We start from the raw sequence: 15,050 nt of genomic DNA on the forward strand, positions 1-15,050 counted from the left end.
CCCGCCCGCCGTCCCGGGCCGGCCGCGATCCGCCGGTGGGTAGGCTGGGCCGCGTGATCGAGAGAGCCGCCTCCTCCGCGTTCCTGACCGACCGCTACGAGCTGACGATGCTCGACGCAGCACTCCTCGCCGGCACCCACGACCGCGAGTGCGTGTTCGAGGCCTTCACCCGGCACCTCCCGGCCGGCCGGCGCTATGGGGTGCTCGCGGGCACGGGCCGGCTCCTGGAGCTCATCGAGCAGTTCCGGTTCGAGGATGCGGAGCTGCGGTTCCTGCGCGAGAACCACGTCGTGCGGGACGAGACCATCGACTGGCTCGCCGACTACCGCTTCTCGGGGACCATCCGCGGATATCGCGAAGGGGAGCTGTTCTTCCCCGGGTCGCCGTTCCTCGCCGTCGATGCTCCCTTCGCCGAGGGGGTCCTCCTGGAGACTCTGCTGCTGAGCGTGTTCAACTACGACTCCGCGGTCGCCTCCGCGGCCGCGCGCATGGTGTCGGCGGCGGGCGGGCGTCCTCTGGCCGAGATGGGCTCCCGTCGCGCGAACGAACGCTCCGCGGTCGCCGCAGCGCGCGCGGCCTTCATCGCCGGGTTCTCCGCCACCTCCAATCTGGAGGCGGGCCGCACCTGGGGCGTCCCCACGATGGGCACCGCGGCGCACGCGTTCACGCTGCTGCACGACAGCGAAGAGGCCGCGTTCCGGGCCCAAGTGGATGCGCTCGGCCCCGGCACGACGCTGCTGGTCGACACCTTCGACGTCGAGAAGGCGATCGAGACGGCCGTCCGCGTGGCGGGTCCCGAGCTGGGGGCGGTGCGCCTGGACTCGGGCGACCTCCCGAAGCTCGTGAAGCAGGTGCGCGACCAGCTGGACTCCCTCGGCGCCACGAAGACGCGCATCACCGTCACCAACGATCTGGACGAGTTCACCATCGCGGCACTCGCCGTCTCCCCCGTCGACTCGTACGGGGTGGGGACCTCGGTGGTCACCGGTTCGGGCTACCCCGCCTCGGGGATGGTCTACAAGCTCGTCGCGCATCGCCCCAGCGGGACCGAAGGCGAGTGGATCTCGGTCGCGAAGAATTCGGACGGCAAGGCCGGCGTCGGGGGGCGGAAGCACCCGGTGCGGCGTCTGGACGGGTCAGGGACGGCGGTCGCCGAGGTGGTCCATATCGTCGAGAGAGGCGACACGCCGGATGACACGGGCCGCGACCTCCTCGTCCCCCTCATCACCGACGGGGAGGTGCACGGCGAGCACCTCGGCGCCTCCGGGACGCGCCGGGCGCGTGAACACCGGGAGCTCGCGATGAGCGAATTGCCCGATGAGGCGTTCCGGCTCGGCCGGGGCGACCCGGTGCTGCCCACGATCTTCGAGTGATCGCGGTCACCCGGTCGGGGCGCTGACCGGCGGCCGGCGCCGGCGCCGAACCCTCAGTCTCCCTGCAGTCCCTCGTAGATCTCGCGGCAGGTGGGGCAGACCGGGAACCGCTGCGGGTCGCGGTTCGGCGTCCACATCTTGCCGCACAGCGCCTTCACCGGCTTGCCGGTGACCGCGGACTCGAGGATCTGCTCCTTCTTCACATAGTGCGAGAAGCGCTCGTGATCGCCGGGCTCCTCGTTCTGGAGGAACTCCTGGAGCTCGCGTTCGAGCGTGGTCGCACCGCCGCCGGAGGGTTGTCCGCCCGGCTCGGAGATGCTCGCGTCGTTCATGCCTCCAGTGTAGACACGTGGATGGACCCACATTCGTGACGAATGTCGCGTTCATCGAGCTGGAGGCGCACATTCGTCACGAACGTCAGCAGGGAGGGCGGGCCTCCCGCTCAGTCGTTGCGGTTGGCGAACGCCATCAGCTCCGGCCCGCGGCGGTCGAAGAGGCGACCGCCCAGCCAGAGTCCGATGAACAGCGTCCCGAAGCCGATGACCACCGCAGCGACCGGAGCGACGGCGAGCCAGAACTCGTCGACGGTGAACCCGAGAACGAGGAGGATCAGCACCGGCGAGGCGAGGATCAGGATGGCGAAGAAGCTCAGCGACTGCGCCAGCGCCGCGGAGGCCCCGGAGGTCTGCGGCTGCGTGAAGGCGCTGTCGCCCGGTTTGGTCGCCGGGTAGGGGAAGAGAGCGGACGAGATGCTCGAGAGACCCAGGCCGATCACCAGGATGGCTCCGCTGAGGGCCGCCACGGACGGCAGGACCGCCCAGTCGCCGTACGCGATGGTCGTCGCGATCGAGCCGATCACCAGCACCGGGATTCCGACCAGGACCGGCGGGAACATCCGCCCGGCCCGGTCCGCGATGCCGCGAGCGCCCGACACGAGATGCAGCCAGATGGCGGTGTTGTCGTAAGCGACATCGTTGTGGATGCTCCAGCCGAGGAACAGGCACACCAACGGCAACGGCACGAGGGCGATGAAGTGCGCGGGCAAGCCGGCGAGCGTCAGGGCGACGACGACGAAGACGGGGATCACCGGGACGGGCACCAGAGACACCCAGTACCGGCCGTCCCTCCCCCAGTACGTCATCGACCGTGCGGCGACGGCCGCCGTGGGTCCCCCCGGCAGACGGTCGAACCAGCCGAGGCCGTGGTATGCCTTGGAGCGGGCTTCCCGCTCCGGTGACGCGACGATGTGGCCGACCAGTCCGATCCAGACGAGCCAGAGGACGCCGAGGGCCGCCAGGGCGACGAGCAGCTGCAGCAGCGCCGTTCCCCAGTCCCCCTGGGCGGCGGCGCCGGGCACGGACCACGCAGCGCCGAGCGGCGTCCACTGAAGCCACCCGGCGAACGCGTCGAGCGTTCCCAGGCCGTCGCGGCCCCAGTCCACGGTTCCCAGCAGAACGATCACCGGCGCGATGACGACGAGCACGAGGATGCCGATCACACTCCCGGCCTCGCGCGGGCGCCGCGTCGCCAGGAAGGCGTGGGCGATGGCCGTCGTGACGCGCGAAGCGAGCACGCAGGTGAGCACGGCCACCGCCGCCGAGACAACGGCGAGGAGTACCGTGCCGGGGTTCTGGGACCACGTGATCACCGTCGCGGCGCTGCAGACGATGAGCACGAGCGACGGCACGCCGATGAGCCCGGCCAGCAGCAGCCCGGTGGCGAGGCTGCGATTCGGGATGCCGAACAGCGCGAACTCGCGGGGGTCGAGCGTATCGTCGACTCCGAAGAGCAGGGGAAGCAGCGCGAACGCCGCAACGACCACCGAGCCGATGACGACGAGCACCGTGTGCGTGCCGGAGGCGTCGGAGACGACGCGGGCGGCGACGAGCGAGCCGACCACGAGGACGGTGACGGTTCCTCCGTAGAGCAGGCCGAGCACCAGGCCGAAGACCTGCCAGGGGCTGCGCCGGAAGGCGTTGCCCATGATCCGCAGCTTCAGTCCGAGAAACTGTGCAACCACTCCATGCCTTCCGCTGCCTTGCGACCGCCGGCGAGATCGACGAAGCGCTCTTCGAGCGTCTGTTCGCCCCGGACCTCGTCGATGGTTCCGGAGGCGAGCACCTGTCCGCGCACGATGATGGCGACGCTGTCGCAGACGCGCTGGATCATGTCCATTCCGTGGCTGGAGACGACGACCGTCCCGCCTGCAGCGGTGTAGCGCTGCAGGATGTCGATGATGTTCGCGGCCGAGACCGGGTCGACGGACTCGAACGGCTCGTCGAGCACGAGAAGGCGCGGCGAGTGGATCATCGCTGCCGCCAGCGCGATCTTCTTCGTCATGCCGGCGGAGTAGTCGGCGACCAGCCGGTCCAGAGCGTCTTCGATGCCGAACGCCGTGGCGAGGTCGGTCGTGCGGGCGCGCACCGTCTTCGCGCTGAGGCCGCGCAGCGTCCCCGCGTAGCGCAGGAACTGCGCCCCGGTCAGCCGATCGAACAGCCGGAGCTTGTCGGGCAGCACACCGATGATGTGCTTGGCGCGCACCGGCTCCGTCCACACGTCGACTCCGTGGACGACGACGCGGCCGGCGTCGGGCCGGAGCAGGCCGGTGACGATGGACAGGGTCGTGGTCTTGCCGGCGCCGTTCGGCCCGACGATGCCGTACAGCGAGCCTTCGGCGATGTCGAGCGTCACGCCGTCGACCGCCACTATGTCGCCGTACCGCTTGTGCACTCCGTGGATGGCGAGCACCGTCGGGCGGACGATGAGCGTCTTCGCGGGCTCCTCCACGGCGACCGTGGGTTCCTGTTGCGTCGGGGCCTGCTGAATCGGTGCCTGCTGCGGCTGGGCCTGCGGGCTCGGCGCCTTGGTGCGCGGAGTCGTCCGAGGCTTCGCGGTGGTGGTTCGCGTGCGCGGCGCACGGGTGCTCGTCCCGGCCGCCGCAGCGGCCGTCTTGGCGGGCGCGCGCTGAGCGGTGCTCCGCGGAGTTGCGCCGCGATCGGCCGCGCTCTCGGCGCCCGGCGTGTCGGCGGAATCCGCCATGTTCTCCCCCCTCTGTGAGTCCTCCACGGCTCGCTCCGCTTCCTGGGTCCGCTCGGCGGACTCGGTGCTGGGGGGACGTGCGTGGTCGAAACTCACACCCGCTAACGTACCAACACACGCCTGCATGCGAACCCCCCGGTCCGGAGTGATGCGGTGCGTTACGCCTCGGAATGTCCTGTGAGGAACATAACGACCCAACAACGACCGGGGTCAACCCCTGCCCCCAGGCAGGGGGCACCGGTACTCTGGCTGAGGCATAAAGGCGTGTCTGCACGCGTAAGCGCGGATGAATCCTGGGTGAACCTCCTGGGATCAGACCGGCGGCGACCAACAGGGAGCCACCGATCTGGTTCGCGTCTGACCAAGGAGATGATTGTGACGACCCAGGTAGTGATTCTCGCGGCCGGCATGGGAAGCCGGCTCGGACGGAGCCTCCCGAAGCCGCTGACCGAGCTGAGCGACGGCCGCACGATCATGCAGCAGCAGTTCGACAACATCCACGCGGCTTTCGGCAAGGATGCCCAGGTCACGATCGTCGTCGGCTACAAGCTGGAGCACATCATCGAGGCGTTCCCCGACGCCCAGTTCGTCTACAACGAGCAGTACGACCAGACGAACACCTCCAAGAGCCTCATGCGCGCCCTGCAGGCGTCCGCACCCGGCGGCGTGCTCTGGATGAACGGCGACGTCGTCTTCGACCCGGCCGTCCTCGTCCGCGCGGCCGCCATCGTCGCCCGCGACCAGAGCTTCGTCACCGTCAACACGTCGTCGGTCGCCGATGAAGAGGTCAAGTACACGACGGGTCCCGAGGGCTACATCCACGAGCTGTCGAAGACCGTGAAGAACGGCCTCGGCGAGGCGGTCGGCATCAACTACGTCTCCGCCGCCGACAAGGCGACCCTGCTGCGCCAGCTGCAGCGAGTCGGAGACCAGGACTACTTCGAGCGCGGCGTCGAGCTCGCGATCGAGCAGGACCGCATGCTCGTCGAGCCGGTCGACATCTCCGACCTGTACGCGGTCGAGGTCGACTTCCAGGAGGACCTCGAGCGCGCGAATCTTTTCGTATAGTCGAGGTCGCGTGAGTCCTCACGCAGCTTCGATCAATACGATGGGTTCCCGTGACCAGTATCCCCACTGAGGTACGCCCTGCCCAGCGCTCGCCTTTCACGCGCTACCGGCACGCTCTGTGGTTACTGACCAAGCGCGATCTGCGCGTCCGCTACTCCACGAGCGCCCTCGGCTACGTCTGGTCGATTCTCGACCCGCTCGTGATGAGCGGGATCTACTGGTTCGTTTTCACGGTCATCTTCAAGCGCAACGTCGGTGAGAACCCGTACATCGTGTTCCTCCTCGCCGCCCTGCTGCCGTGGATGTGGTTCAACGGCGCCGTGTCGGACAGCACCCGCGCCTACATCCGCGAGGCGAAGCTGATCCGTTCGACGATGATCCCCCGCACGATCTGGGTCAACCGGATCGTGGCCTCCAAGGGGATCGAGTTCCTGCTGTCCCTGCCGGTGCTCGCGTTCTTCGCCATCCTGAGCGGCGCGCGGCTCAATGTGGATGTGCTGCTCTTCCCGGTCGCGATCCTCATCCAGACGGTGCTGACCGTCGGCGTGGGTTTGATCGTCGGACCGCTGGTGGTGTTCTTCCGCGACCTCGAGCGCGCGGCCAAGCTGGCGCTGCGGTTCCTGTTCTACGCGTCCCCGATCATCTACAGCGCCCGGGACCTGCCGGGAGGCTGCGGGGACGGGGTTGCGGCGCGGCACTGCGCCGCCTACCTGACCACCCATCCCGGAGCCTCGAACGACGTGCTGTTCTCGCTGCACTTCTGGTCGGCGTTCAACCCGCTGACCGGCATCTTCAGCCTGTACCGATCCGCCTTCTTCGGCGAGGAGCTGGACTGGTTCCTGGTGGGCGTGAGCGCCGCGATGTCCGTCGTACTGCTCGGGATCGGGTGGGCTGTCTTCAAGCGCTTCGAGCGCGACGTGCTGAAGGAGATCTGAGTGGCCCCCGTCATCGCCGTCGACGGTCTCGGCGTCCGCTTCCGCCGCAACCGCGGAGCGCGCCGTTCGTTCAAGGACCTCTTCTCCACCCGGGAGCGCCGCATGCGTCCCGACGACTTCTGGGCGCTGCGGGATGTGAGCTTCCACGTCCGTCCCGGCGAGTCGATCGGCGTCGTCGGGCGCAACGGCCAGGGCAAGTCGACCTTGCTGAAGCTGGTCGCCGGCGTTCTTCTTCCGGATGAGGGATCGGTGACGGTGACCGAAGGCGTCGCGCCCCTGATCGAGATCACCGGCGGCTTCGTCGACGATCTGACGGTGCGCGACAACGTCTACCTGACCGCGGGACTGCACGGGATGTCGCGGTCGCAGATCGACGACCGGTTCGAGGAGATCATCGACTTCGCCGAGATCGGCGACTTCGTCGACACTCCTTACAAGCACCTCTCGAGCGGCATGAAGGTGCGCATCGCGTTCTCCGTGATCGCTCAGCTCGAGGAGCCGGTTCTCCTCGTGGACGAGGTGCTCGCGGTCGGCGACCGCGGCTTCCGCGAGAAGTGCTACCGGCGGATCGAGGAGCTCCTCGCCGGCGGCCGGACGCTGTTCTTCGTCTCGCACAACGAGAAGGATCTCCGCCGCTTCTGCGAACGCGGACTGTACCTCGACAAGGGCGCCCTCGTGCTGGACGGCCCGATCGACGACGTGCTCGAGCTGTACAACACCGACTACAGCAGCTGACGGATCCCCTGGTCACAGTAGAATTCCGCTGTCGCGTGGAATCGTCCACAGAAAAAAATTCGGCGAGTTATCCCCGGAAGTGGTGTTCGTGCCCGGTTAAGGGCCATCGGGCGTCGGAGGGGCTGGTTAGCGTCAATCGCATGAATCGTCTCCGGTTTCTTCGCAGTCCTTCCCCGGCCCCTCGTCCCCGGCGCCTCGCCTATCCCGTGCCCTGGCGCGTCGACCGCTCGACAGCACCGCATCTCCGTCTGGTCAACATCGGGCGCGAGACGCTCCGCGGGGTGACGGTGAGCGTCGCCGGTAGCTCCCGGCTGCAGGTGAGCGGCCCGACCTCCGTGCCTCCGGGTGAGAGCGTCCGGGCCAGCGTGACGAGCGCCGATCCCGCACGCGACACCCTCCTCGTCGTGCGCTGGTTCCCGCCCGACGGTCGCGAGTATCTCTGGCAGGTCAGCCTGTGACCTCTGCCCTCGGGTCGCCCGGCGACCCGAGGGCAGGCCGAGCAAATGCGTGGAACGAAAGCATTTCCGGGGAGAAAGGCGTGAGGTCCGGCGATCGGGGTGCAGGCGCTCTTGAGCCGGAGGGTACGCGCGTTCTTCACTGGAAGGACCATGAAGAACCCCGTCGCACCCGCCGCCGAGCTGCTCGGCGAGCGCATCCGCCTCGCGCGCATCCAACTCGGCCTCAGCCAGGAGGCGATCGCGAGCCTCGCCACCATGCACGTCACCAACTACGGAAAGATCGAACGCGGAGACGCGAATCCGAGCCTCTTGACCATCCTCCGGATCGCCACCGTCCTCGGGACCGACATCGCCACCCTCACGGTGGACATCGGCAGCGAACACCTCCCGCCCGGCAACCGCGTGCTCCGCGCAGGCGAATACCTGGAGGAACGCCGGCGTCGCGCGCGCCGCTCCCGGTAGCGGCGGATCGGCCTACACTCTGAGGAGATGGCCAAGAAGCAGCAACCGTTCGTCTCCGTCACGGGAGGTCCGCAGCCGGGCGGGGACACTCCCCGCGCACTGAATGCGACCCTCGATCGCTTCCTCGGCATCCAGCGGCCCGCTGTGATCGCCCACCTGCGAAGCATCCGGCGGCGGCATCCAGACGCGTCCGCCGAGGAGCTCGCGCGGATCCTGGAGCGACGGTACCTGGCCGCAGTGACCAGTGGAGGCGCCGCGGTCGGGGCGACGGCGGTCATCCCGGCGATCGGGACCGGCGTGACGCTGGCCTTGTCCGGGCTCGAGACGGCCGGTTTCCTCGAGGCGACGGCCCTCTTCGCCCAGTCGATGAGCGAACTCCACGGCATCGCCGTCGAGGATCCGGAGCGTGGACGGGCTCTCGTCCTCACCATGATGCTCGGCCGCGAAGGCTCCGATCTCGTCCGTCAGCTCGCCGGCCAGTTCGCCGGGGGCGGAGTGACCCGCACCGCGTATTGGGGCGAGCTGGTCACCTCGAGCCTGCCGTCGATGGTCGTCGGTCCCCTGGTGGACCGGCTGAAGCGGGTGTTCATCCGCCAGTTCGCTGTTCGTGGCAGCGCCGGCATCCTGGCCCGTGCGATCCCGTTCGGCATCGGAGCGGTCGTCGGCGGGACCGGAAACCACATCGTCGGCCGGCGCGTCGTGCAGAACGCGCGCCTGGCGTTCGGGCCTCCTCCCCTCGTGATCCCGGAAGTCCTGACGCCCGTGGAGGGTCCCGGTGCCGTGCGCCGGCTGGGATCGGCCACAGGGAGCCAGGTCGCGCGCTTCGGATCGGCGACGGGGAACCAGGTCGCTCGGATCGGATCGGCAACAGGTACGCGCGTGATCCGCGCGGGCAAGGCGGTGCGCGGTGCCCTGCCTCGGCGGAGCGGGACCGGCGATGCGAGCGATGCCGGGCCGGCGCGCGAGCTGACGGCAGGGACTGCATCCACTGGTCCCGACATGCCGCACGAACCGCACCCGTAACGGCGTGTCGGGACCAGCCGTTCGCGCGAAGCGGGGCAGGGCTCAGACGATCGGCGGGCGCCCGGCAACGGTCATGCGCCAGACCGTGCGCCAGCGCAGCGGGCGGCGGTCGCCCGGATCGGAGCGCCATCCTTCCGCCCAGCCCGCGAACCAGGCGCGCAGCACGGCCGGCTTGCGGAACCAGCGGAGCAGCTGGATGCCCGTCCACGACCCGACGTAGAGCGGCACCAGCACCGCCGGGAGGTTGCGGCGCGCCAGCCAGACGCGGTTCCGGGCGTTGAGCCGGTAGTAGTACGAGTGGCGGGTCGGCGAGACGGCCGGGTGCTCGGCGACCAGGTCTCCGGCGTACCAGACGCGCTTGCCCTGATCCCAGACCTTCCAGGCCAGGTCGATGCCTTCGTGCGCGTAGAAGAACGGGTCGGCCCAGCCTCCCGCACGCTCGAACACAGCGCGCGGGAGCACGACCACGGCTTCCAGCACGGCGAACACGTTGCTCGACCGGCCTGGATCGCCCTTCCGGATGCGCGGGATCCAGCGGCGCGGCGCGGTGCCGCCATCGGGCACGCGCAGCTGCGGCTGCACCATCCCGATGCTCGCGTCGCCCTGCAGGAGCGCGACGGCGTCGGCGAGGAAGCTGCGCGACGGGATGCGCGCATCGTCGTCGAGGAAGAACAGCCACTCCCCCGACACGAGCGGGACACCGGCGTTCCGTCCGGCCGGGATGCCGACGTTCTCGGGCAGCGCCAGCGTTCGCACGTCGTGGGGCAGGGCGGGTTCGGCGGTGGAGGGTTCCCAGCCGTTGCCGACCACGACCACGTCGATGTCCACGCCCTCCTGCGCGAGCACGGACTCCAGCCCCTGCCGGAGCTCTGCCGGCCGCGTGCCCTGGGTGAGCACCACGACGGCGACGGCCGGCTGGTCAGCCACGGACCCGCCGCGATGCCATGATGGCCACGAAGTGCCCCACCAGCGACAGGATCGCCAGCGGGACGAGCGCCGAGAGCAGGATGCGGTCGGCCAGCGTCGAGCCGATGAACAGACCGATGATCGAGAACACGAAGATCAGGATGGTCAGCTCCACCGAGTGGTAGAGGCGGTGGAACGGCACGAACCGGGCCGCGCGACGCAGAGTGGCGACGAGACCGTGCGTCGGCGAGTACTCCGCCTGAGTGTCGGCGAGTTTCGGAAGGCCGGCGCTCGCCCGAGAGACACGCACCAGGTCGTTGAGTGCCTTGTTGAGCACCATGACGAGCGCGAGCAGGGTGCCGAGGTTCGTCCAGAGGAGGTCCTGCGGCGCCTCGAACGGGAGGCCGGCAGCCCGAACGCCCAGCACGATCGCGATGAGGGTCTCGGTCGTGTAGTGGCCGACGGCATCCAGGAAGACCCCGGCCGGCGAAGAGGTGCGGCGCCAGCGGGCCACTTCGCCGTCGCAGCAGTCGACGAGCATCTGCAGCTGGCCGAGGACGAGCGCCACGGCGGCTCCCGCGATCCCCGGGATGAGAAGGGATGCCGCGGTGGCCCATCCGACCAGGATCATCAGCCCGGTGACGCCGTTGGCCGAGATGGACGTCTTCAGCAGGATCCAGGTGACATACGGCGAGAGGTTGCGGAGGTAGAGCGACGCCGTCCAGTGTTCGGCGTTGCGGCGTCCACGCACCTCGGGAGGCTGCGCGACGGCCCTCAGCTCGGCGATCGAGGAGGGATGGGCGCCGTGGGACGCAGCTCCGGGTGCAGTCATGCCTACCTTCCGGTGTGGGCGGTGATATTGCGGGTGAGCGAGAGGAAGCCGAGGATGAAGCCGATCCCCCAGCTGAAGTGGATGCACGGCAAGACTACGAGAAACCACAGGAACGGACGGAATCCGTCGCGGCGACCCCACAGCAGGGCGGAGACCAGGACGAGCGCCACATAGAGCGCCGGGATCGCGAAGCCCCACAGCAGCCAGGGTGCTCCGCCGAGGAGCGCCTGGACGATGCCGGCGACGCCGAGCAGCGTCCCGATCGCCACGCCGAGCACCATGACCGGCGGCGCGAAATAGCGCAGGCCGTTGGAGGCCGGGAAGCGCCGGGCGAGTTCGCCGCGCCAGATGCCGGTCGAGAAGAACTGCCGGGCCAGGCGGTAGAGGTTGGGCCGCGGGCGGTACGTCACTTTGAGCCGGGGGGTGAACCACACCGTGCCCCCGGCGGTGCGCAGCCGGCGGTTGAGCTCCCAGTCCTGGCCGCGCTTGATCTCCTCGTCGAAGAGCCCGACCTCGAGGAGCCGGTCGCGACGGAACACGCCGAGGTAGACGGTCTCGGCCGGACCCGCCTCCCCGCCGACGTGGAGTTTCGTGCCGCCCAGGCCGACGCGACTTCCGTAGGCGCGCGCGACGGCGCGCTCGAAGTCCGTCGTGCCCTGTGCATCCATCAGTCCGCCGACATTGTCCGCGCCGGTCTCGAGCATCGTCTCGACGGCGATCCGTGCGTAGTCGGGCGGCAGGACGCTGTGCGCATCCACCCGGATCACGATGGGGTACTGCGACTCCCGGATGGCCAGGTTGAGGCCCGCCGGGGTGGAGCCGACGATGTTGTCCACGACCCGGATCCGGTCATTGAGCGCAGCGAGCTCCGACACGAGCTCGGTCGTGCCGTCGATGCTCGGCCCGAGGGCGATCGTCACTTCGTGCGGCCCCGCGTAGTCCTGCGCCAGGAGACTGTCGACAGCGGCCCGCACGTGGGTCACCTCGTTGAGCACGGGCATCACGTACGACACACCCGGGAGGGTGTTCACGGTGTCGTCCGGCATCTGATCCTTCGGTGTAGCGGGTCGGCGTCGAGCCTATCAGCCGGGCATCCACGCATTCCGGGAGCCCCCGCCAGCAGGAAGGGCCGCCCCGCGGGGCGGCCCTTCCTGCTGGCGCCGGGTTACCGGCCCGGGGTCACTGATCCGGAATCACTGGGCCGGAAGCGAGCCCAGCGTGACCGTGGCGGTCTTGGTCTGGCCGCTCCGGATGTAGGTCAGGTCGACCTTCGCGCCCGCGGACTCGGCGCGGACCTGAGCGGTCAGATCCGTGGCGTTCGTGATCGGGGTGTTGTTGAAGTTCACCACGACATCGCCGGCCTTCAGTCCCGCATCGGCCGCCGCGCCGCCTGCGGTCACGCTCTTGACGACCGCACCGACGGTCGTCGCCTTGTTCTCGTTGCTCGCATCGCCGACCGAGGCGCCCAGGAGGCCGTGCGTCGCCGATCCGCTCTTGATGATCTCGTCGGAGATGCGCTTGGCGAGGTCCGACGGGATGGCGAAGCCGACTCCGATGCTGCCCGACTGCGAGCCGTCCGAGCTCGAGCCGCCGGCGCTCGCGATCGCCACGTTGATGCCCACCAGCTCGCCCTTGCTGTTCAGCAGCGCGCCGCCCGAGTTGCCCGGGTTGATGGAGGCGTCGGTCTGGATCACGGGAAGCGAGATCGTGCCGGTGCTCTGCTGCTGCTGCTGCTGACCGCCCTGGCCGGGGAAGTCGAAGTTGAACGGGTTCTGGCTGCCGCCGCCGCTGTTGGAGTTGTCCTTCGGCACCGCGGAGGAGGCGATGCTGATGCTGCGGTTCAGTGCGCTGACGATGCCGTCGGTGACGGTGCCGGAGAGCCCGAGCGGAGCGCCGATGGCGACGGTGGTGCTGCCCACGTTGAGCTTGCTCGAGTCGCCCCAGGTCATCGGAGTCATGCCGGAGGCGTTGTCCAGCTTGATCACCGCGAGGTCTGTGGTGGGGTCGGTTCCGATGATCTTGGCCGTGTAGATCTTGCCGTTGTTGTCGGTGACCGAGACGCTCACGTTGGAGGACTGACCGTCGAGGGTGACGACGTGCGTGTTGGTGAGGACGTAGCCGTCGGACGTGAGGACGATGCCCGAGCCGGTGCCGCCGGAGCTCGACGCGCTGACCGAGATGGTCACGACGCTCGGGGAGGCCTTCGCCGCGACGGCGGTCACGGTGCTGGCGTTGTTGGAGTCGTTGACGGTGATGTTCTGGGGACCGGCGACGGTCTTGATCGCCGCATTGCCCGCGTCGGTGGCGGCATAGATGCCGATGCCGGCTCCGGCTCCCGCGACGCCGCCGACCAGCGCGCCGATGGCGAGGGTGGCGATGATCAGGCCGGTGTTCGTGCGCTTGGCCGGCTTGCCGGTGGACGTCGTCGACGCACCCGGGTGCGCGGCGCCGGGCGCCGTGGCGTAGCCCTGCTGGTGTCCGTTGGCGGCGTAGGCCTGCTGCCCGTAGCCGGCGGGCTGGCCGAAGGCACCCGTGCCGTAGTGCGGCTGCTGACCAGGCTGGCCCTGCTGACCCGGCTGGCCCTGCTGCCCGTAGGGCTGCTGCTGGCCGTACGGCTGCTGCTGGCCATAGGGCTGCGGGTGGACGGGCTGCGTCGGCTGCGTGTGCTGCGCCGGAACGGACGGCTGAGGCACCGTCGGCTGCACGGCGGTCGGCTGTGCGTCCGTCTCGCTGTTGGCTGTCTCCGAACCCTCGGCACGGGCCGTCTCGGCGTTCGGCGAGACGGGAGTCTGCTCGGTACCGGCAGCATCCACGACCGCGTCGGTGTCGTGCGCGGGCTTCGCGGGCTCCGGGGTGTTGGGGGTGTCGGTCATGGTTTGCTCCTTCCAAGCACAGACAGCTTGTGACGCGAACCTGAGCGTTCTATTTGCCGATGCTGTGGGGCACCTTCTGCGTCTCGATGACTCTCCACAACGTATCCGATGGGTTGGATGCGAGTAAGGCCGTACCGTGGATGCATGACGATTTCAGGTGGCTGGCGGCGCGCCGCAGCGGGCGCCGGACTGCTCGGAGCCGACGGCTCGGTCCGTCCGACGATCTTCGCCGAGATGAGCGCACTGGCCGTGCGAACGGGCGCCATCAACCTCGGCCAGGGGTTCCCCGACGAGGACGGACCGGCCGAGGTGCTCGAGGCCGCGGTCGCGGCGATCCGGGACGGTGAGAATCAGTACCCGCCCGGCACCGGCATCCCGCAGCTGCGTCAGGCGGTCACCGAGCATCAGCGCCGCTTCTACGGCCTGGAGGTCGACCCGGATCGGGAGGTGCTGATCACGGCAGGCGCCACCGAAGCGATCGCGGCCACCCTCCTCGCGCTGCTCGAGCCGGGCGACGAGGTCGTCACCTTCGAGCCGTACTACGACGAGTACGGCGCCATCATCTCCCTCGCCAGCGGAGTGCACAGGACGGTTTCCCTCGAGCCTCCCGGGTTCCGTCCCGATCTCGACCGGCTGCGCGAGACGGTGACCGATCGCACCCGCGTCATCCTCGTCAACACACCGCACAATCCGACCGGCTCGGTGCTCGACCGGGCGACGCTGACCGCGATCGTGGAGCTCGCCGAGCGGCACGACGCGGTCATCGTCACCGACTCGGTCTACGAGCACCTGACCTTCGGGCCCGAGCACATCCCGATCGAGACGCTGGCGGGGGCCCGCGAGCGGACCGTGTCGATCTCCTCCGGCGGCAAGACCTTCAACACGACGGGATGGAAGGTCGGCTGGCTCACAGCCCCAGCCGAGCTCGTCACGGCAGTGCTGGCCGTGAAGCAGTTCCTGACCTACGTCAACGGCGCGCCGTTCCAGCCCGCGATCGCCGTCGGCCTGAGGCTCCCCGACGCCTACTTCACGGGCATCGCGCAGGCCCTCGCCCACAAGCGGGATGTGCTCTCCGACGGTCTCCGGGCGGCGGGGTTCGACGTGTTCCCGTCCGACGGCACGTACTTCGTCGTCGCGGATGCAGCGCCGCTCGGCTTCCCGGATGCGGTCGAGCTGTGCCGCAGGCTGCCCGAACTCGCGGGCGTGGTGGCGGTGCCGCTGGGCGCATTCAGCCGGGGCGAGTACGCCGCGCGCACCGCATCCCTCGTCCGGTTCGCCTTCTGCAAGCGCATCGACGTGCTCGAGGAGGCGGCGCGGCGACTGGCGGCGCTCCCCCGCTGACGCCG

General features: G+C 69.3%; 15 protein-coding genes. 8 read left to right on the top strand and 7 right to left on the bottom strand.

Going from position 1 to position 15,050, the window contains the following annotated elements; translation table 11 throughout:
- Window positions 1-53: 53 nt before the first annotated feature.
- The gene (locus tag ACPYOG_RS00800) at window positions 54-1,373 is read left to right on the top strand and encodes a nicotinate phosphoribosyltransferase (RefSeq protein ID WP_481292359.1); all 1,320 of its coding nucleotides are present in this window, start codon (window positions 54-56) and stop codon (window positions 1,371-1,373) included.
- A 53-nt stretch (window positions 1,374-1,426) separates the two neighbouring features.
- Here the strand turns inward: ACPYOG_RS00800 and ACPYOG_RS00805 are convergent, their stop codons facing one another.
- The 3 genes from ACPYOG_RS00805 to ACPYOG_RS00815 form a co-directional block, all read right to left on the bottom strand.
- Complete coding sequence (locus tag ACPYOG_RS00805; protein ID WP_481292360.1) at window positions 1,427-1,705, bottom strand: DUF3039 domain-containing protein; 279 nt, start codon at window positions 1,703-1,705, stop codon at window positions 1,427-1,429.
- A 110-nt stretch (window positions 1,706-1,815) separates the two neighbouring features.
- Window positions 1,816-3,393, bottom strand: a complete 1,578-nt coding sequence (locus ACPYOG_RS00810; protein ID WP_481292361.1) for a hypothetical protein — start codon at window positions 3,391-3,393, stop codon at window positions 1,816-1,818.
- Window positions 3,369-4,412, bottom strand: coding sequence for an ABC transporter ATP-binding protein (locus tag ACPYOG_RS00815; protein WP_481292412.1), 1,044 nt, complete (start codon window positions 4,410-4,412; stop codon window positions 3,369-3,371). The genes ACPYOG_RS00810 and ACPYOG_RS00815 overlap by 25 nt, the downstream gene beginning before the upstream one ends.
- A 375-nt stretch (window positions 4,413-4,787) precedes the next feature.
- On the opposite strand from ACPYOG_RS00815, the gene ACPYOG_RS00820 reads away from it, so the two are divergent.
- From ACPYOG_RS00820 to ACPYOG_RS00845, 6 genes are all read left to right on the top strand, one after another.
- On the top strand, window positions 4,788-5,480 hold the full coding sequence (locus ACPYOG_RS00820; protein ID WP_090036450.1) for a phosphocholine cytidylyltransferase family protein: 693 nt from the start codon (window positions 4,788-4,790) through the stop codon (window positions 5,478-5,480).
- 50 nt (window positions 5,481-5,530) lie between these two features.
- Window positions 5,531-6,415, top strand: a complete 885-nt coding sequence (locus ACPYOG_RS00825) for an ABC transporter permease (protein WP_481292362.1) — start codon at window positions 5,531-5,533, stop codon at window positions 6,413-6,415.
- A complete protein-coding gene (locus ACPYOG_RS00830; protein ID WP_481292363.1) occupies window positions 6,416-7,150 on the top strand; it encodes an ABC transporter ATP-binding protein in 735 nt (244 codons plus the stop codon).
- A 206-nt stretch (window positions 7,151-7,356) separates the two neighbouring features.
- Entirely contained in the window at window positions 7,357-7,608 is a 252-nt protein-coding gene (locus ACPYOG_RS00835; protein ID WP_481292364.1) for a hypothetical protein, read from the top strand.
- Between the two features lie 150 nt (window positions 7,609-7,758).
- Window positions 7,759-8,070, top strand: a complete 312-nt coding sequence (locus ACPYOG_RS00840; RefSeq protein WP_481292365.1) for a helix-turn-helix domain-containing protein — start codon at window positions 7,759-7,761, stop codon at window positions 8,068-8,070.
- A gap of 27 nt (window positions 8,071-8,097) precedes the next feature.
- The gene (locus ACPYOG_RS00845) at window positions 8,098-9,093 is read left to right on the top strand and encodes a hypothetical protein (protein ID WP_481292366.1); all 996 of its coding nucleotides are present in this window, start codon (window positions 8,098-8,100) and stop codon (window positions 9,091-9,093) included.
- A 42-nt stretch (window positions 9,094-9,135) separates the two neighbouring features.
- Here the strand turns inward: ACPYOG_RS00845 and ACPYOG_RS00850 are convergent, their stop codons facing one another.
- From ACPYOG_RS00850 to ACPYOG_RS00865, 4 genes are all read right to left on the bottom strand, one after another.
- Window positions 9,136-10,020 carry a glycosyltransferase family 2 protein gene (locus ACPYOG_RS00850; RefSeq protein WP_481292367.1) on the bottom strand — a complete coding sequence of 295 codons (885 nt, stop codon included), beginning with the start codon at window positions 10,018-10,020 and terminating at the stop codon, window positions 9,136-9,138.
- A complete protein-coding gene (locus ACPYOG_RS00855; RefSeq protein WP_481292368.1) occupies window positions 10,013-10,831 on the bottom strand; it encodes a CDP-alcohol phosphatidyltransferase family protein in 819 nt (272 codons plus the stop codon). Before ACPYOG_RS00855 ends, ACPYOG_RS00850 begins: the two co-directional genes overlap by 8 nt.
- Window positions 10,832-10,833: 2 nt before the next feature.
- Window positions 10,834-11,877: a glycosyltransferase family 2 protein gene (locus ACPYOG_RS00860; RefSeq protein WP_481292369.1), complete on the bottom strand. Its 1,044-nt coding sequence runs from the start codon at window positions 11,875-11,877 to the stop codon at window positions 10,834-10,836.
- Between the two features lie 147 nt (window positions 11,878-12,024).
- Complete coding sequence (locus ACPYOG_RS00865; RefSeq protein ID WP_481292370.1) at window positions 12,025-13,704, bottom strand: S1C family serine protease; 1,680 nt, start codon at window positions 13,702-13,704, stop codon at window positions 12,025-12,027.
- A 144-nt stretch (window positions 13,705-13,848) separates the two neighbouring features.
- On the opposite strand from ACPYOG_RS00865, the gene ACPYOG_RS00870 reads away from it, so the two are divergent.
- Window positions 13,849-15,045, top strand: coding sequence for a pyridoxal phosphate-dependent aminotransferase (locus ACPYOG_RS00870; protein ID WP_481292371.1), 1,197 nt, complete (start codon window positions 13,849-13,851; stop codon window positions 15,043-15,045).
- Window positions 15,046-15,050 lie beyond the last annotated feature (5 nt).

It is taken from the genome of Leifsonia sp. HAY1-4F (assembly GCF_056755275.1).